The 17,760-nt window shown below is 67.9% G+C and carries 18 protein-coding genes; 7 read left to right on the forward strand and 11 right to left on the reverse strand.

Going from position 1 to position 17,760, the window contains the following annotated elements; all coding sequences use genetic code 11:
- Positions 1-28 precede the first annotated feature (28 nt).
- The 3 genes from ACP15H_RS25250 to ACP15H_RS25260 form a co-directional block, all read right to left on the reverse strand.
- Positions 29-1,039, reverse strand: a complete 1,011-nt coding sequence (locus tag ACP15H_RS25250) for a TonB family protein (RefSeq protein WP_425068886.1) — start codon at positions 1,037-1,039, stop codon at positions 29-31.
- A 65-nt stretch (positions 1,040-1,104) separates the two neighbouring features.
- Positions 1,105-2,310, reverse strand: coding sequence for a TonB family protein (locus tag ACP15H_RS25255; protein ID WP_425068887.1), 1,206 nt, complete (start codon positions 2,308-2,310; stop codon positions 1,105-1,107).
- A 35-nt stretch (positions 2,311-2,345) separates the two neighbouring features.
- Positions 2,346-2,714 (reverse strand): SH3 domain-containing protein, encoded by a 369-nt coding sequence (locus ACP15H_RS25260; RefSeq protein ID WP_425068888.1) that lies wholly within the window; start codon positions 2,712-2,714, stop codon positions 2,346-2,348.
- A 49-nt stretch (positions 2,715-2,763) separates the two neighbouring features.
- Between ACP15H_RS25260 and ACP15H_RS25265 the strand changes: the two genes are divergently transcribed.
- Complete coding sequence (locus ACP15H_RS25265; protein WP_425068889.1) at positions 2,764-2,964, forward strand: hypothetical protein; 201 nt, start codon at positions 2,764-2,766, stop codon at positions 2,962-2,964.
- An 87-nt stretch (positions 2,965-3,051) separates the two neighbouring features.
- On the forward strand, positions 3,052-4,047 hold the full coding sequence (locus ACP15H_RS25270; RefSeq protein ID WP_425068890.1) for a 2-hydroxyacid dehydrogenase: 996 nt from the start codon (positions 3,052-3,054) through the stop codon (positions 4,045-4,047).
- A gap of 85 nt (positions 4,048-4,132) precedes the next feature.
- On the opposite strand, the gene ACP15H_RS25275 is transcribed toward ACP15H_RS25270, so the two are convergent.
- The 7 genes from ACP15H_RS25275 to ACP15H_RS25305 all read right to left on the reverse strand — a co-directional run bounded on the left by ACP15H_RS25275 (position 4,133) and on the right by ACP15H_RS25305 (position 11,122).
- On the reverse strand, positions 4,133-5,011 hold the full coding sequence (locus ACP15H_RS25275; RefSeq protein WP_425068891.1) for a YihY/virulence factor BrkB family protein: 879 nt from the start codon (positions 5,009-5,011) through the stop codon (positions 4,133-4,135).
- A gap of 82 nt (positions 5,012-5,093) precedes the next feature.
- On the reverse strand, positions 5,094-5,480 hold the full coding sequence (locus ACP15H_RS25280) for an MAPEG family protein (protein ID WP_425068892.1): 387 nt from the start codon (positions 5,478-5,480) through the stop codon (positions 5,094-5,096).
- A 270-nt stretch (positions 5,481-5,750) separates the two neighbouring features.
- Complete coding sequence (gene add, locus ACP15H_RS25285) at positions 5,751-6,818, reverse strand: adenosine deaminase (protein WP_425068893.1); 1,068 nt, start codon at positions 6,816-6,818, stop codon at positions 5,751-5,753.
- A gap of 11 nt (positions 6,819-6,829) precedes the next feature.
- Positions 6,830-8,410, reverse strand: a complete 1,581-nt coding sequence (locus ACP15H_RS25290; protein WP_425068894.1) for an ABC transporter substrate-binding protein — start codon at positions 8,408-8,410, stop codon at positions 6,830-6,832.
- Between the two features lie 156 nt (positions 8,411-8,566).
- Entirely contained in the window at positions 8,567-9,535 is a 969-nt protein-coding gene (locus tag ACP15H_RS25295; RefSeq protein WP_425068895.1) for a LysR family transcriptional regulator, read from the reverse strand.
- An 8-nt stretch (positions 9,536-9,543) separates the two neighbouring features.
- On the reverse strand, positions 9,544-10,725 hold the full coding sequence (locus tag ACP15H_RS25300; RefSeq protein WP_425068896.1) for an aminotransferase class V-fold PLP-dependent enzyme: 1,182 nt from the start codon (positions 10,723-10,725) through the stop codon (positions 9,544-9,546).
- Position 10,726: 1 nt separating this feature from the next.
- A complete protein-coding gene (locus ACP15H_RS25305; RefSeq protein ID WP_425068897.1) occupies positions 10,727-11,122 on the reverse strand; it encodes a carboxymuconolactone decarboxylase family protein in 396 nt (131 codons plus the stop codon).
- On the opposite strand from ACP15H_RS25305, the gene ACP15H_RS25310 reads away from it, so the two are divergent.
- The 3 genes from ACP15H_RS25310 (at position 11,121) to ACP15H_RS25320 (ending at position 14,187) form a co-directional block, all read left to right on the forward strand.
- Positions 11,121-11,870 (forward strand): M48 family metallopeptidase, encoded by a 750-nt coding sequence (locus tag ACP15H_RS25310; protein ID WP_425068898.1) that lies wholly within the window; start codon positions 11,121-11,123, stop codon positions 11,868-11,870. The two genes, ACP15H_RS25305 and ACP15H_RS25310, sit on opposite strands and share 2 nt — an antisense overlap.
- 86 nt (positions 11,871-11,956) lie before the next feature.
- Positions 11,957-13,186, forward strand: coding sequence for a CaiB/BaiF CoA transferase family protein (locus tag ACP15H_RS25315; RefSeq protein ID WP_425068899.1), 1,230 nt, complete (start codon positions 11,957-11,959; stop codon positions 13,184-13,186).
- Between the two features lie 35 nt (positions 13,187-13,221).
- A complete protein-coding gene (locus tag ACP15H_RS25320) occupies positions 13,222-14,187 on the forward strand; it encodes a hydroxymethylglutaryl-CoA lyase (RefSeq protein WP_425068900.1) in 966 nt (321 codons plus the stop codon).
- 339 nt (positions 14,188-14,526) lie between these two features.
- Here ACP15H_RS25320 and ACP15H_RS25325 read toward each other — a convergent pair whose 3' ends face one another.
- Positions 14,527-15,786, reverse strand: a complete 1,260-nt coding sequence (locus ACP15H_RS25325) for an NAD(P)/FAD-dependent oxidoreductase (protein ID WP_425068901.1) — start codon at positions 15,784-15,786, stop codon at positions 14,527-14,529.
- Between the two features lie 77 nt (positions 15,787-15,863).
- Between ACP15H_RS25325 and hslV the strand changes: the two genes are divergently transcribed.
- Both hslV and hslU read left to right on the forward strand, forming a co-directional pair.
- On the forward strand, positions 15,864-16,427 hold the full coding sequence (hslV, locus tag ACP15H_RS25330; RefSeq protein ID WP_230550175.1) for an ATP-dependent protease subunit HslV: 564 nt from the start codon (positions 15,864-15,866) through the stop codon (positions 16,425-16,427).
- Between the two features lie 6 nt (positions 16,428-16,433).
- Complete coding sequence (hslU, locus tag ACP15H_RS25335) at positions 16,434-17,744, forward strand: ATP-dependent protease ATPase subunit HslU (RefSeq protein ID WP_425068902.1); 1,311 nt, start codon at positions 16,434-16,436, stop codon at positions 17,742-17,744.
- Positions 17,745-17,760: the final 16 nt, after the last annotated feature.

The following is a 17,760-nucleotide window of genomic DNA, read 5'->3' on the forward strand; positions in this document are numbered from 1 at the left end:
CCCCGCCTTTGAGGGCTGGCGCAAGTCCTCAGTAGTTCATCGGCAGGACCAGCACGACCGGATCGCCCCGCATGCCGTCCGGTACCGGCGGCAGGGGCATGGCGCGCCGGATCGCCGCCATTTCGGCATTGTCGATCAGCGGCCAGCCGCTCGACCGGTCGAGCCGGATGTCGAGAAGCTCGCCGGCACGGCTGATCGTGACCCGCGTGACGACGCGGCCATGCTGGCGCGCGGCGCGGGCGGCGGCGGGATAGTCGCGATAGGGATCGACGTGGCGGTAGACGCGCGACAGATAGTCGTTGCGCGCGCCGCCATCGCCCAGCGCCTGGTCGACGGAACTGGTCGAGGGTCCGCCGAGGCTCGAGGTCTGCGGCGGATAGTCCTGTAGCCGCGCACCCGGCGTCTGGGCGGTGCGGGGCGTGCTCGGGGGACGCGTGGCCTGTCGAGCCGGCCGGGGCGGGGGCGGCCTCGGCTGTTCCAGGGTCACCTGTGGTTTCCACGAAGAGGCATCGGTCTGCCAGGCGGTCTCCGCCTCCGCTTCGGTGGGAGGCGTCGGCGTCGGCTCCGCGACCGCCTGCTCGCGGGGAGGGGGCTGCGTGGGCAGGGGCTCGGCATTCTCGGGCGGGGGCGTCGGGACAGCGGTCGTTGCAATGGGGGCCGGCGCCGTCACCTCGCGAGGCGGCGGCTCCGGCGGCCGCTGGACAGGCGCGGGCCGGGCGGGCGCCAGGGCGGCCTCCTGGACCGGTTCAGGCGGCGGCGGGGCGGCGACCGGGGCTGCATCGGCCCGTTTCGCTTCGGACTGAACGGACTCGGCCGGTGTGGTTTCTGTCACGGCAGGGCCGGGGGCGGCCGTGTTGCCGCCCGACAGGGGCTCGGGCTCGACCGAGACCATGATCGGCGTTTCGGCATGGTCGAACGGGCGCAAGGGCGCGGCCCACCACAGCGCCGCGGCGGCGAGCACATGCAGGCCCACCGCCAGGGCAAGCGCGGCCGGCGACATGCGCCCGGATTGCGACCGGATGAGACTGTCGTGTGTCACGGCCGCCAAGTTCTACGTCCGCATGCCATCCTCGGCCAGCCGGATCGTCGGCCGGCCCGAAGCCGCTATCGCTGCTCGGTGTACCTGAAGCTGACCGGCAGCAGGAACGTGTGGCGGTCGCCCTGGATGTCCGCGGGCAGAGGCGGATAGGGGCTGGCGCGCCGGATCGTGTCCATCACACCGGCATCGAGCGAGGGAAGGCCGCTCGATTTCTCCATGACCACGTTCAGCAATTGTCCCTGGCGCGAGATCGTCACTCGCGTCAGCACCGTGCCTTCCTCGCGGATGATGCTGGTGCCCTTTGGAACGTAGGGAAACTGCGCGATCCGCCGCATGACCTGCCAGAGATACTGCTCCTGCGCACGCTTCTCGCCGTAATTGTCGGCAGGGTTGCGAAACGCCGGTGCGGGCTGCGACTCCGATCGCGGCTGGGCGAGGGGTGACGGACGGGGCTGCTGCGGGGCCGCCGGCGCCGTCGGCGGACGAGCAGCCGGGGGCGGCGGCGGTGGAGGCGGCGCCGGACGCGCGGCCTGCTGCGGCTTGGGCGGCGGGGGTGCCGGCAGCGGCTTCGGTATGTCCCGTTCGGTCACGGGAGGCGGTGGCGCGTCGAGCGGCGGCAACATCTGCTCGAGCGAGGGCGGCGGCGGGGCCGGCGGCTCCGGCTTGGCGAGGGTCTGCTGTTGCGGAGGCGGCGGCGGCTGCTGCGGCTGGGCGAGCGCCTGCTGCTGGGGCGGCGGCTCGGCCGGCTGCGGTTTGGGCTCCTCCTTCGCGGCTTCCTGCTTCGGCTCCTCCTGCTTCGACTCCTGTGGCTTCGACTCCTGCGGCTTCTGCTCCTCCTTGGGGCCGGCTTCCTGCACCTTGTCGGGCGTCGGCATGTCGGTGGCGCGCGGCGTCGGCTTCTCGACACCGGCGACGGCGCGGGGATCGGCGCTGCGCTCCGTGGGCGGCGGCGGGAGGCCCAGACGCACAGGGGGCGCCTTGGGCTGGGGGGCCGGTGTGGGCGCGTTGGCGACGGGCGCTGGCGGCGGCGGCGGCGGGGTAGGCGCTGCGGGCTCTGCCACGGGTTCGGGTGGCTTCTCGGCGACCGCCGGCGGTGTCTCAGGTGCCTCCATCGAGACCTCGATGGCGTCTTCGAACGGATCCACGGGACGCAGCGGCGAAACCCAGAACAGCGCCAGTCCCACACCGACGTGCAGAAGCACCGCCAGCGCCACGGCGGTGGGCGGCATGCGCTCGAATCGGGAGTAGGTGAGACTGACGTCGTGGGTCACGGTGACCCCGTTCTACGGGGCGGCTGGACGGGCCGCTAGTTGATGGGCTCGGATTTGTAGACGCCCCACATGTCGCTCCGTTCGATCCAGCCGTTGACTCCGGAAACCTTGACCCGGCACCAGTCCCCGGCGCACGAGCGAATCTCGCCCAGGACTTCCGGTTCGAGCTTGGCCAGGACCTCGGCCGAGGCCGCCGGCGTCTTGTGGAGACTTGCGGTTTTTGCGGCGATGATGAAGCTGCGCTTGCCGGTGAGCAGGCTTTGATGAACCCAGCCGCTGGCGCCCTGCCAATCGCGGATTTTGCGCCAGTTCTCGTATTCCGCGACGATTTCCACGGGCATGGCCTTGCGCTTGAACACCCAGTCCACGGGATAGCGCGCGCCCGGTCCGGTGCGGACGTTCACCTCGTCGGAGCGAAGGGACGCGAAACGAGGGATCGGGAGGCCGGACCCCTTGCGCTGGGTGGAGGTCGGTTTGTCGGGGGCGGCCAGGGCTGCGTTGCCGCCAGCCTGGGGCAGGGAAAATGCCGCCAAAGCCACGAAGAAGCCGCAAAGCAGGACGGACGATCGAATTCCCATCGCCGCCTATATACCCGATTTCTTCAAATCCAGCGACAAGGTCCTGAAATGGCGCGACTTTCTGGTTTATAAATAGGCGGGGGCGTTTGCTGGACAAAACGCGCGCGGACTTGGTAATCCGGCTCAGTCACTGTCTCGAGCCAGCGCCGGTCCCATTTCGCACATGCCGTCCACCCCCAAGATAAAGCCGCTGGTGATCGTCACCCGAAAGCTTCCCGACGCGATCGAGACGCGTCTCATGGAACTGTTCGATACGCGACTGAACGCCGACGACAAGCCGTTGACCGGCCCGCAGCTCGTCGAGGCCGTGAAAGCGGCGGACGTGCTGGTGCCGACCGTCACCGACCGGATCGACGCCCGCGTACTCTCGCAGGCGGGCCCGAAGCTGAAGCTGATCGCCTCGTTCGGCACCGGCGTCGACCACATCGATCTCGACACGGCCCGCCAGCGCGGCATCACCGTCACCAACACGCCCGGCGTGCTGACCGAAGACACCGCCGACATGGCGATGGCGCTGGTCCTGGCCACGGCGCGGCGCGTCGGCGAGGGCGAGCGGCTGGTGCGCAGCGGCAAGTGGTCCGGCTGGAGCCCGACCTCGATGCTGGGCGCCCGCCTGCAGGGCAAGCGCCTGGGCATCGTCGGCATGGGCCGCATCGGCCAGGCGCTGGCGCGTCGCGCGCGCGGCTTCGGCCTTGCCATCCACTATCACAATCGCAAGCGCGTCCATGGCGAGATCGAGCGCGAGCTCGAGGCGACCTATTGGGAGAGCCTCGACCAGATGCTGGCACGCATGGACATCGTGTCCGTGAACTGCCCGCACACGCCCGCGACCTTCCACCTCCTCTCGGCGCGGCGTCTCAAGCTGATGAAGCCGACGTCGATCCTCGTGAACACCGCGCGTGGCGAGGTGATCGACGAGAACGCCATGGTGCGCATGCTGAAGGCGGGCGAGATGGCCAGCGCCGGCCTCGACGTCTACGAGAACGAGCCGCAGGTGAACTCGAAGCTGCTCGAACTCGATCGCGTCGTGCTGCTGCCGCACATGGGCTCGGCCACGCTCGAGGGCCGCATCGAGATGGGCGAGAAGGTCCTGATCAACATCAAGACCTTCGCCGACGGCCACAAGCCGCCGGACCGGGTGCTCGCGACGATGTTCTAGCGCGTTCACACGCGCTGGCGGGCGGCAGGCGCTGCAGCGAAGCGAAGCGCCGAGAGCCCGCACGGCTCCCCTTGCGCACCGTTTCTTAAAGATCCCCCTCGACCATCTCGCGCGACCGATTGTCGATCAGCACGTCGCGCGTGGCGCGGCCGACCTGGGCGCCGATCAGGATGGTGAGCGAGGTCCAGTACATCCAGACCATGATGGCGGCGAAACCCGCCGTGGCGCCGAACGCCGAGGTGAGCTGGGTCACCTCGAAATAGAACACCAGTGCGCGGTTGCCGACCGCGAAGAGCAGCGCGTTCACCAGCCCGCCGATCAGCGCGTAGCGCCAGGGGACGCGGCCCGTCGGCAGCCATTTGTAGATCAGCGTGAAGAAGCCCGAGAGCAGGCCGTAATGCACGGAGGTCGAGATCGCCGGGCCGATCCAGACGCCGAGGATGGGGAAGCGCTCGAGCACGCCGGCATAGGCCGAGATCAGCACGCTCGCCAGGATCACGACGATCAGCACGACACCCAGCACGATCATCAGCAGCACGGCGAGCAGTCGCGACTTCAGGCTGGCCAGGACCGGATGGACCGTCGGGCTCCTGTTGTCCCGCCAGATCGCGTCGATGCCGTCGTCCAGTTCCACGAAGACGCGGGTGCCGGTGTAGAGCAGCACGGCGGCGCCGGCGAGGGCGGCAATGCCGCCGCCGCGGAAAAGGTCCTCGGAGGCGAAGCGGCGGATGGTACGCAACTGGTCCTGCGCCACGACGGTGCCCAGCGCATCGAAGATCGTCTCCTGCGCCATGAACCGGCCGACGAACGGTTCGGCGATGGCGATGGTGAAGATCATGATCGGGCCCAGCGCGAACATCGTGTAGAACGCCATGGCCGCGGCCGAGGTCGAGAGCCGGTTCGCGAAGTAGCCGTAGCCGGCCTCGTAGGCGATCCGCCAGAGCGTGGTGATCATGTTCGGCATGGCTGAGCGAGGGCGATGGGATAGTACGCTCGAAGCGGCCCCGCGGTTGCCGGTCTTTGCATAACGGCCAATGCCCTGCCGATCAGTATTGCTTGAGGCCGAGGCCGGCGATCGCGAGCAGGATCGAGGCGATGCCCAGAACTGCCGTCGACCCGAGGGTTCCCAGCAGCCGGCCCTTGGGGATCAGGCCCAGCATGCCGCCGGCATGCAGCAGGCGGGCCACCAGCAGCACCACCGACAGGGCGGCCACGAGGCCGAAGCCGTAGAAGTCGCTCGCCATGTAGATCATCAGCAGGGTGAGCGGCGCGAACTCCACCAGGTTGCCGTGCGCCCGCACCGCGGCCTGCATCTCGGCATCGCCGCCGTCCCCCAGGTTGATCCGCTTGCGGCCCCGCATCAGGCCGACATTCACGGCCAGCGCGACCGCCAGCAGGCCCAACAGCCCGGCGCAAACGAAGAACACGGGCATGGCAGCCTCCCTCTCTCGATTCTCGGGCAATCGCATATCGCCGCGAACGGCCGGTGTCGTTGGCCCTCCAGGAAGGTAAGAGCCCTTCACTCCGTTCGGGATGACAATTTCGTTGGGATTTGCGCAATGCGCCGATCAACCAAACGGTGTCATCCTGAACGGAGTGAGGGACCTTTACCTCATAGGCGAGAGCCCCGTTCCCGATCCGAGGGGCATTCTATGGCCATCTCGGATCAAGACCAGCGGAAGAGGTGGTTCGATGCCCCCGGGCTAGACCGGCTTGGCGGCGCTTTCGTAGCCGAATTCCTGGTCCAGCGCGGCGATCTGGCGGCGGAAGTCGATCCGCATCCGCGCCTTGTCGCTCTCGTCCAGCCACGAGGCCTCGACCGAGTTCAGGCTGAACAGCCGGGCCTTGTCGGGGCCCCAGCCGATCGTCTCGAACAGGGTGGTGAAGCCATGCCCGAGATTGGTGCCGAACATCGCTGGATCGTCGGTGTTGATGGTGACATTCAAGCCGGCCTCGACCATGCGACGGATGCGCTGCGGCCGGTGCGGTCGATTGTGCAGAAGGCTGGTCCAGGCGCAGGGCGTGAAATAGAGCCCGTCCTTGCGTGCCTCGGCCATCACGAAGTCCGACGCCAGCATGTTGTAGCCGTGATCGATGCGGTCGCAGCGCAGCACGTCGCGGCAGATCAGGTAGTTGGTCGGCGGCGCCTCGAGCGGCGTGAGATAATCCTCGCAGCAATGGGCGGTGCAGCGCAGCCCGCCCTTGCGGGCCAGCGCATAGGCCTCGGCGAAGATGGCGGGCGGACCGACGCTCTCGTTGCCGTCCAGGCCGATCCCGATCACCAGCTCGTGGCGATGGGCGAGCGCCGTCTCCACGATCTCGACGGCCTGGGCGGGCGAATTGATCGAGCGGTCGATGCAGCAGATCAGCCGGGCGGAGATGCCGAAGTCGTGGCCGACGCGCTCGATGCCGTTGGCCATGCCGGCCACCATCGAGGGATAGTCGATGCCGTTGGGATAGAAATAGTCGGGATTGAAGAAGAACTCGACGTGCCGCAGGTTGCCGTCGCGCGCGGCATCCTCGCAATATTCGTAGATCGCGCGGCTGAAATCCTCCGGCGTGCGCAGCACCGAGGCGGTGAGACGCAGGATCTCGAGGAACCCGTCGAAGTTGGGCCATTGGTAGAGCTGCTCGGCCGGCCGCGGCAATGGCAGGCCGTACGTCTTCGCAAGCTCGGCCACGGTCGTGGCGCGCAGCGTGCCGGCGAGATGGCAATGCAGCTCGGCCTTGGGAATGCGCCGCAGGTAGTCGTCGGCAACCGCTTTCGCCATGGGGGCGATCCTCACTTCTTCTCGATGTTGTAGAGCAGCATGACCGGCGACTTCAGCACGCCTTCGAGGTTGTTGCGCCAGGCCGACGGGGTCGTGAACTGGGCCAGCGGCAGATAGAGAACCTGCTCGTAGGCGCGGACCTGGATCTCGGTGGCGATCGTCTTGCGTGCCGCCTCGTCGGGCGCGGTGGCGAACTTCAGCCGCAGCTCCTCGATCTTCTCGTCCTTCGGCCAACCCCAGGCGGAGGCCGGCGGGCCCGACGCGACGAGGAACGGGTTGCTGAGCGGATTGCCCTGGTCGGGCACCGAGTTCGTCGTGTGGGCGAGATTCCAGCCGCCCTTGTCGACCGGGCCCGTATTGAGCCGCCGCGTGGCGAAGGTCTGGAAGTCCATCGACACCATGTCGACCTTGAAGCCGAGATCGACCAGCACCTGGCGCGTGACGTTGCCCAGTGCGGCGATGCCCGGCGCGTTGGCGACATGCAGCATCACCAGCGGCTTCGACATATCGACGTTGGCTTCCTTCAGCATCGCCTTGGCGGCGGCGATGTCGAAGGAGGGAATGCCGGCCTTGCTCTCGTAGGGCATGCCGCAGCCGAAGACCGCGGCACAGTCGGTGGCGAATTTCGGATCGCCCGCCACGACGGCGGCATACATCGACCGGTCGACGGCGCGGGCGATGGCTTGGCGCACCTTCACGTTGTCGAACGGCGGCTGCAGGTGGTTCATGCGCATGATCGCCTGGAAGCCGTACTTGCTCACGACCTCGGCCTTGGCGCCGGACTTCGCGTCGAACAGCGGCAGCAGGTCGGCGGGAACGCGTTCGAGATAGTCGACCTCGCCGCGCGTGAGGGCGCTGACCTGGGTCTGCGCGTCCGGCATGCCCAGCATCTCGACCCGGTCCATCTTCGCGATCTTGGCGCCCGACGCCCAGTTGGGCGGCTCGCTGCGCGGCTTGTAGTCGGCGAACTTGTCGAGGACGATCTTGACCCCGGGCTCATGCAGGTCGGCGCGGAACTTGTAGGGACCGGAGCCGACGATCTCCTTCACCTGCTCGCTGCCGGGGGTCTTGGCGATGCGCTCCGGCATCATGAAGGGCACGGGCGCGCCGATCTTGGCCAGGCTGTCGAGCACCAGCCCGTAGGGCTCCTTCAGCACCAGCTTGATGGTGTTGGCGTCGGAAGCTTCCAGCGAGGCGGTGAACCTGGCCAGCGTCTGGCCCATGCTGTCGCGCGAGGCCCAGCGCTGGATCGAGGCGACGCAGTCCGCCGCGGTGACCGGCTGGCCGTCGTGCCACTTCAGGCCCGGTCGCAGCACGAAGGTGTAGGTGAGCTTGTCGGGGCTGATCGTGTAGCGCTCGACCATCTGCGGCTTGGGCTCGAACGTGTCGTCGACCGCAAACAGCGTGTCGTAGATCAGGTAGCCCAGGTCGCGCGTCGTGAACGACGTGGTGAAATGCGGGTCGAGGACGCGGCTCAGCGTCTCGGGCGCGACCTTGAGGGTCGTGGCGGCCGTCTGCGCCTGTGCGGGCAAGGCGGCCAGAAAGGTGGAAGCGGCCAGTGCGGCCAGCGACCAGGAGCGAAAATGGGTCATGCAGTGGTTCCTCGATTCGGAAGCCGGTGGTGCACGCGTCATGCCACGCACGCCGTCCCGTTCGGCGCTGCAGCATGAAGGCCGCCCCGCGACGCTGAAAAGCGCTAGATTCGGGACGGAGTGTGCGGTTTTTTCGTACGGTCGGCCGGCGATCTCTTAGGACCGGCTGCGTCCCGTCTTTGTGGCGCCGACTTCCCGCAGGCTGCCGGTCCAGGCGCGGCGCGCCGGCAGGCCCTGCAATTCTTCCTTCAGGAATTCCGCCAGCATGGCAGCGACCGGGGAGGGCTTGGCGTGCCGCGGGGTGATCAGCGACAGGTGCGAGCCGCGGACCTGGCGGTCTGCCAGCGGGATGTGCACGAGGTCGCGGTCGGCGAAGTCCGCCCCGATGTCGGGCAGGCTGAGCAGCGCGATCTGGCGATGCTCGCGCACCAGCATCTTCATCACCTCGACGGAGTTGGTCGTGACCACGCCGGCGAAATGCACCTTGGCGCGCTCCAGCGCGGTTTCGAGGATGCGCCGTGAGGTGAGCGAGGCATCGGGAAAGACGAAACTGTAGTTGGCGCACTCGGCCAGCCGGATCGACTTGCGGCCGGCCAGCGGATGATCCCGCGCCACGACGATTCCCGAGCTGGGCTGGATCGAGGCCAGCACGCGGATCTCCGGCATCTTGGGTACGGCGTAACAGATGGCGAGGTCGAGCTTTCCCGCGACCAGCCGGTCGACGATCTCGGCCGTGCCGCCCATCAGCACCTCGAGCGAGACCAGCGACTGGCGTTCGCGCATGTGGCTCATCAATCGCGACACGACGGTGCGCGAGAAGCTCTCCATGAGGCCGAGCGACGCGTGCCCCCGCACCATGCTGCGCAGCTGGCCGATATGCTGCACGAGCTGCGCATGGTCGTGCTGCCAGCGCTGGACTTCCGCCACCACCATCTGGCCGGCGGGCGTGAGCCGCATGCCGCGCGGCAGGCGCTCGAACAGCGCCGCGCCGTACTCGGCCTCGAGGTTCAGGATCTGCCGGTTCACCGCCGACGGCGAAAGGTTGAGCCGCGTCGCCGCGCGCCGGATCGAGCCGGTCTCCGCGACGACCAGCAGCCACGATGCCGACGGCGCGATGATCGGCATGCCGTTGCCTAGCCGGCCGCGAGCGGTCGCAAGGCCGCCACGAAGCGGTCGAGTTCCTCGTCGGTGTTGTAGATGTGCACCGAGGCGCGCATGACGTCCTTGAGGCCGCGTCCCTTGAGATCGAGGCGGGACGAGAACTGCGTCGAGACCGAGACGTTGATCCCCTGGTCACGAAGCTGCTGCTTCAGCGTCCCATGCTCCTTGCCGGCGACGGCGAAGGTGACGATGGCGCCCTTGGTGACGCCGAGATCGGCCAGGGTCACGCCCGGCACCGTCTTCAGCCGCTCGCGCAGGCCATCGGCCAGGTGGCGCAGCCGCGCCCAGATGGCCGGCATGCCGAGCTCGTTCGCCTGGTCGGCGGCGACCTTTAGGCCGATGACGCCCGCGAAGTAGCGCTCCCAGTTCTCGAAGCGCTTGGCGTCGCCCATCACCGTGTAGTCGTTGTCGCCGGTCCAGCGGGCGGCGTGATTGTCGAGGAAGATCGGCTCGATGTGCGAGGTGCTGCGCGTGCGGGCGTAGAGGAAGCCCGTGCCGCGCGGCCCGCGCATGTATTTGCGCCCCGTGGCCGACAGGAAATCGCAGCCGATCTTCTTCACGTCGATCGGCATCATGCCGACCGACTGGCAGGCATCGAGCAGGTAGAGGATGCCGGCATCGTTCACGATCTTGCCGACCGCCTCGGCCGGCTGGACCAGCCCGCCCTGGGTCGGGATGTGCGAGATCGAGACCAGCTTCGTGCGCTTGTCGATGGCGCGTTCGAGGGCCGCGAGATCGATCTGGCCGTGTTTGTCGTCGGGCACGACCACGATCTCGGCGCCGGTCTTCTTCGCCACCTGCAGGTAGGAGATGTAGTTCGACGAATATTCGCTGACGCAGGTCAGGATGCGGTCGCCCGGCTTGAAGTCGAGCGAGTAGAAGGCGAGGTCCCAGGCGCGCGTGGCGTTCTCGACATAGGCGATCTCGCCGGGCTCGGCACCGATCAGCGTGGCGATCGACGGATAGAAGCCGTCGAGCACGGGGCGCGCCCGGTCGGCCGCCTCGTAGCCGCCGATCTCGGCCTCGAGCCGCAGATGGTCGAGGGTCGCGTCCAGCGTGCGGCGGCTGGGCAGCGACGAACCGGCCGCGTTGAGATGCAGGACGTGGGCGCAGCCCGGCGTCTCGGCGCGAATCCGCTCGATGTCGAGACTCATGTCAGAACTTCCCCTGTTCCTTCAGCACTTCCTCGGCGACGCGCAGCGCATCGATGGCGGCCGGGAAGCCGCAATAGGCGATGGCGTGGGTGAAGATCTCGCGTAGCTCGGTCTTGGTGCAGCCGTTGTTCAGCGCGCCCACCAGGTGAATCTTGAGCTCGTGCGGGCGGTTCAGCGCGCAGAGCATGGCGATGGTGATCATGCTGCGCTGCTTGCGGTCGAGCCCGTCGCGCGTCCACAGCGAGGCGTAGGCGAATTCCTCGGAGAAGGCGCGGACCGGACCCCAGAAATCGTTGTTGGTCGCGTCGCGCTTGGCGAGATAGGATTCGCCCAGAACCTCCGAGAGGACCTTTCGTCCTGCATCGCTGAGCGTCTTGTGAGCCTGTTCTTCGGACATGTCGTCTTCCTCCTGGTTCAGCCGTTTCCTGCCTAAAGCGACGCCGGAGCCCGAGCAACTGACCATTGCTCATGCCGGCGACACGCTTTCCGTCACCTTCGTGCGCAACGCCCGCGCCCGTCGCGCCTCGCTGCGCGTCGATCCGGCCAACCGGAGGATCGTGCTGACGGCGCCGCTGCGCATGGCGCGCGGCACGGCTGTGGGCTTCGCCGAAACGCAGGCCGGCTGGATCGCCGCGCGCCTCGAGCGCCTGCCGGCACGAATTCCCTTCGTCGACGGCGCGGAAATCCCGCTGTTCGGCGTGCCGCATCGCCTGCGTCACCGGCCGGACGCCCGCGGCACGGTCTGGCGCGAGGGCAACGAGATCCATGTCGCGGGTCGGCCCGAGCACCTGTCGCGCCGGGTGAAGGACTGGCTGGTCGGCGAGCTGAAGAAGGAGCTGGTGCCGCGGGTCCATGCCAAGGCCGCCCGCGCCGAGCGGCCGGTGAAGCGCATCTCGGTGCGCGACACGCGTTCGCGCTGGGGAAGCTGCGGGCCCGACGCCTCGCTTTCCTTCTCCTGGCGGCTGGTGTTCGCGCCGCCCGAAGTGCTCGACTATCTGGTGGCCCACGAGGCGGCCCATCTGGTCCACCTGAATCACAGTGCGCGCTTCTGGGCGCTGGCGCGCGTCTTGTGCGACGGGCCCATCGAGGGGCCACAGGCCTGGCTCAAGAAGAACGGCGAGACATTGCTGCAATACGGCGGCTAGCGGGACAGGCATGGATTCCCAGTTGCGGCCGCGCGGCCGCGCTGGAAGGTTGCCGGCCGAAACGAGGGCGTTGCGAGGAGAGAGTCATGGAAGAGCAGGGCACGGCGGGCGGAACGGCGCCGGAGGAAAATCGCGCGCTGCCGCTGCAGGGCATTCGCGTGCTCGAGTTCTGCCATGTGGTCATGGGACCGTCCTGCGGCCTCGTGCTGGCCGATCTCGGCGCGGAAGTCATCAAGGTCGAGCCGGTCGAGGGCGACCGCACGCGACGCCTGGCGGGCTTCGCGGCCGGCTTCTTCGGCACCTTCAACCGCAACAAGCGGAGCCTCGCGATCGACATCAAGTCGGAGGAGGGGAAGAAGATCATCCATCGGCTGCTTTCCCAGTCGGATGTCGTGCTCGAGAACTTCGCCTCGGGCACCATGGAACGGCTGGGCCTCGGCTATGCCGATCTCGCGAAGGATTATCCGCGCCTGGTCTATTGCGCGCTCAAGGGCTTCCTGAGCGGCCCGTACGAGAAGCGGCCGGCGCTCGACGAGATCGTGCAGTACATGAGCGGCCTCGCCTACATGACCGGACCGTCCGGCCGCCCGCTGCGCGCCGGCACCTCGATCTGCGACATCATGGGCGGCGTGTTCGGCGTCGTCGGCATCCTGGCGGCGCTGCAGGAGCGCAACCGCACGGGCCGCGGGCAGGAGGTGCGTTCCGCCCTGTTCGAATCGGCGGCCTTCCTGATGGCCCAGCACATGGCGGGCGGGGCGGTAACCGGCCGGACCGTGCCGCCGATGCCCGAGCGCCAGGGCGCCTGGGCGATCTACGAGACCTTCAAGACGTCCGACGACCGCCTGTTCTTCCTCGGCATCACTAGCGACAAGCACTGGGCGCAGTTCTGCCGGCTGTTCGACCGCCCCGATCTGCTGGCCGATGCGACGCTGGCCAGCAACGAGGACCGCATCCTCGGGCGGCCCAAGCTCGTGCCCATCATCTCCGAGATCGTCGCCCGCCACACGCTCGACCAGATGGTCGCCTTCTGCGAGGCAGGCAGCCTGCCCTTCGCACCGCTCGGGCGGCCCGAGGATCTGCAGGACGATCCGCAACTCAATGCCGGTGGGCGCATGCTCGACACCGATCTCGGCAAGGGACGCCACGTCAAGCTGCCGCGCCTGCCGATCGAGCTGGGCGGGCACGATCTCGGCCTGCGCCAGCAGCCGCAGGCCATCGGCGAGAGCACCGAGACGATCCTGCGCGAGCTTGGTTTCGCGGCCGAGGAGGTGCACGATCTCCATCAACGCGGCGTCGTCTCGACGGGACAACGCTAGAGCCAATGGTCTGAATCAGGGGACGGGAGCGGAACATGAGCGATCTGCCGAAGAAGGTGGAGATCCACGAGGAAGGCCCGCGCGAGGGTTTCCAGATCGAGCCGGGACCGATCTCTTCAGATCATAAGATCGAGCTGATCGAGGCTCTGGCCGAAACCGGCCTGCATCACATCCAGATCTGCTCCTTCGTCAGCCAGCGCATCGTGCCCGGCTGGGCCGATGCGGACGAGGTCGTCGAACGGGTGCGCACGAAACCCGGCGTCGACTTCACCGCCCTGTGGTTCAACGACAAGGGTCTGGCCCGCGCGCTGAAGTTCCGCGACAAGCTCAAGCTCTACGGCTCGATCGCGCTCAGCGCCTCGGAGGGGTTCAGCTACAAGAACCTGCATCGCAGCCGCGCCCAGAACATGGAAGCGATGCGCGCCCAGACGGCGCTGCACCTGTCCAACGGGATTCCGGTCACGCGCATCGGCGTGATGGCGGCCTTCGGCTGCAATTTCCAGGGCGAGGTCACGGTCGACGAGGTGCTGCAGGGCCTGGCGGACGGCTTCGCGCTGGCCGAGGAAGCCGGTGCGACGATCACCGATATCGGTCTCGCCGATACGATGGGCTGGGCGGTGCCGCCGCGCATCGAGCGCGTGGTCGGCGCGGTGCGCGAACGCTGGCCGGACCAGAAGATCACGCTGCACCTGCACGACACGCGAGGCATGGGCGTGGCCAACGCGCATGCCGGCCTGCGCATGGGCGTGAGCGCCTTCGATTCGACGGTGGGCGGGTTGGGCGGCTGTCCGTTCGCCGCCCACAAGGGCGCGGCCGGCAACATCGCGACCGAGGAGCTGGTGCTGCTCTGCGAGGAAATGGGCGTCGATACCGGTGTCGATCTCGACAAGCTCATCGAGGTCGGCCGCATGGCCGAACGCATCGTCGGCCATGTCCTGCCCAGCGAACTGCTCCACGCCGGCAGCCTCACGGCGTTCCGGCAGCAGGCTCAGGCGGCGTAATCTCTCATGTGAATCAAAGGTCCCTCGCTACGCTCCAGGGCGGGGGTTACCCCGCCCGCGATGACAGCGTTTTCTGCAGCGGCGCACTGCGCCAACCCAGCAAATTTGTCATCCCGAGCGCAGCGAGGGACCTTTCGCTTCCCCCAAACGCTTAGAGACGTTCCATCTCAATTTGACCATTCACCTCATCCTGAGGAGCCGTGCGAAGCACGGCGTCTCGAAGGATGGGCAACAGACGGGGTGCGCGTGCCCACCCTTCGAGACGCTCACTGCATTCGCTCCTCAGGGTGAGGTCAGCGTTGGGACGTTCGGTTCGATTCAATCTCGCCCGGAAAGACTCTAGCCAAATCGTCCCGGATCGCAGGCCTGCAGCGCGCTCGGCAGTTGCTCGCCTTCCATCAGGCGGGCGATCAGGCGGCCCGTCGCGGTGGCCAGCGTCAGGCCGAGATGCTGGTGGCCGTAGCCGCAATAGACGTTGGCGAGACGCGGCGCGCGGCCGATGGCGGGGCGATAGTCGGGCAGGGTCGGGCGCTCGCCGATCCAGCGGCTCTGCTCGACGCCACCGACGCCGGGGAAGATGTCCTTGAGGTGCTTCTTCAGCAGGTCGGCGCGATGCCAGGACGGCGGCTGGTGCGGCGCCGCCAGCTCGACCGTGCCGGCGATGCGCAGGCCCTCGGTCATCGGCGTGAAGAACAGGCCGCGCTCGGGCGGGCTGACCGGCAGGTCGAAGCGCACATTGTCGGGCGCCACCATCACATGATAGCCGCGCTCGGCGACCAGCGGCGCGTTGAAGCCCAGCAGGCGCGTCAGCTCGCCCGAAGCACGGCCGGCCGAGATCATCACCGCACTGGCGGGCAGCTCCGAGTCGGTGAGCTGCACCGCCGTCACGCGGTTGCCGTCGCGGCGGAAGCCGCGCACGCGGCCGCGCACGACCGTGCCACCCTCGGCGGTGAACCGCTCGACCAGGGTCGCGACCACCTTGTGCGGATCGATCGTGTGCGTGCCGTTCGGATAGTGGATGCCGCGCACGATGGTCGGGCTCAGGCCCGGCGCCAACTCGCGCGCCCGGTTGCCGTCGACGATCTCGAACTCGGTGCCCTTGCCCGACTGCAGGCCGCGCATCTCGTCGGTGCCCTGGAACGACGCCTCGCTTTCGTAGACGTAGAGCGCGCCGCGGGTGCGGAACAGCTCGCCGAGACCCGAGGCCTGGATCTCGGCCTTCCAGGCGATGTCGGCCTCGAGCATCAGCGGCCGGAACATGTCCTTGCCCTTCTGGACCTCGGTCGGGCTCATCGCCGCCAGCGCGAAGCGCGCCATCCAGGGCAGCAGCCATGGCAGGCTGGGCGGATGGACCGTGAGCGGCCCGTTCCGGTCCATCAGCATCTGCGGCACCTTCTTCAGGGTGGCCGGCCGCGCCAGCGGGATCAGGCTGTCGACGGAGAGGAAGCCGGCATTGCCGAAGGACGTCGCGTTGCCGGGCTCGGCGCTGTCGAGCAGCGTCACCTTGTGGCCGTTGCGCTGCAGGGCGCGGGCGGTGGCGGCGCCGACGATACCGGCGCCAATGACGATGACGGGGTCGCTCTGGGCTGATTCACTCATGCGCCGACGTTAGCACGCCGCCTGCGCGGGCCGGAGACCACGATTGATTTGTGGCTGTGAATCCCTATTTAGGGCGCATGTCTTCCGCACAATCAGACAGTTCCTCCGGTCCGGGCTGGCATGCCACGACCATCCTCTCGGTTCGCAAGGACGGCCAGGTCGTCATGGCCGGCGACGGCCAGGTGTCGATGGGCCAGACCATCGTCAAGGGCAACGCCAAGAAGGTCCGGCGAATCGGCAACGGCCAGATCATCGCGGGTTTCGCCGGCGCCACGGCCGACGCCTTCACCCTCTTCGAACGGCTCGAGGCCAAGCTGGAGCGCCATCCCGGCCAGCTCCTGCGCGCGGCGATCGAACTCGCCAAGGACTGGCGCACCGACCGCTACCTGCGCAAGCTCGAGGCGCTGATGGCGGTGGCCGACAAGGACGTCTCGCTGCTGCTGTCCGGCACGGGCGACGTGCTCGAGCCGGAGGGCGGCATCATCGCCATCGGCTCGGGCGGCAACTACGCCCTCTCGGCCGCACGGGCGCTGATCGACGTGGAGGGGCTCGATGCCGAGGCGATCGCGCGCAAGTCGATGAAGATCGCCGCCGACATCTGCGTCTACACCAATCACAACATCGTCCTCGAGAAGCTCTGACAGGCCATGAGTAACGACTTTTCCCCGCGCGAGATCGTCTCCGAGCTCGACAAGCACATCGTCGGCCAGCAGGAGGCCAAGCGCGCCGTGGCCATTGCGCTGCGCAACCGCTGGCGCCGCCTGCAGCTTTCCGATTCGCTGCGCGACGAGGTGCTGCCCAAGAACATCCTGATGATCGGCCCGACCGGCGTCGGCAAGACAGAGATCGCGCGCCGCCTGGCCAAGCTCACGAACGCGCCGTTCCTCAAGGTCGAGGCGACCAAGTTCACCGAGGTCGGCTATGTCGGCCGCGACGTCGAGCAGATCGCGCGCGACCTGATGGAAGCCGCCATCGAGATGGCGCGCGAGAGCCTGCGCAAGGACGTGAAGGCCAAGGCCGAACTGGCGGCCGAGGAACGCGTCATCGACGCGCTGTGCGGCGCCAATGCCAGTGAGGAGACGAAGCTGCGCTTCCGTCACAAGCTGCGGGCCGGCGAGCTGAACGATCGCGAGATCGAGATCGAGGTCGCCGATTCGGGCGGACCGATGCAGTTCGAGGTGCCGGGCCAGCCCGGCGCATCGGTCGGCATGATCAATATCGGCGACATGCTGGGCAAGGCGTTCGGCGGCCGCACCAAGAAGCGCAAGATGACCGTGGCCGACAGCCACCAGACCCTGCTGCGCGAGGAGAGCGACAAGCTTCTCGACCAGGAGCGGGTGGTTCGCGAGGCGCGCGACATGGTCGAGCAGAACGGCATCGTCTTCATCGACGAGATCGACAAGATCACCGCGCGCAGCGAATACCGGGGCGGCGGCGACGTGAGCCGCGAGGGCGTGCAGCGCGACCTGCTGCCGCTGATCGAGGGCACGACGGTGAACACCAAGCACGGGCCGGTGAAGACCGACCATGTCCTGTTCATCTGCTCGGGCGCGTTCCATCTCGCCAAGCCCTCGGACATGCTGCCGGAGCTGCAGGGCCGCCTGCCGATCCGCGTCAGCCTGGCCTCGCTCAGCCAGGAGGATTTCCGCCGCATCCTGACCGAGCCGGAGGCCAGCCTGGTCAAGCAGTACAAGGCACTGCTGGCGACCGAGAAGGTCGAGCTCGACTTCACGTCCGACGCGATCGACGAGCTGGCGCGGCTGTCGGCCGACATCAACGAGACGGTCGAGAATATCGGCGCGCGCCGGCTGCATACGGTGATGGAGAAGCTGCTGGAAGAAATCAGCTTCACCGCCTCCGACAAACCGAACACCAAGATCGAGATCGACGCCGCCTACGTCCGCACGCATGTCAGCGAGCTGGCCAAGAACGCCGACCTCTCGAAGTTCGTGCTGTGACCTCTCGGGCCGGCGT

Origin of the sequence: Reyranella sp., from assembly GCF_965249915.1 — a bacterium.
Taxonomy (GTDB): domain Bacteria; phylum Pseudomonadota; class Alphaproteobacteria; order Reyranellales; family Reyranellaceae; genus Reyranella.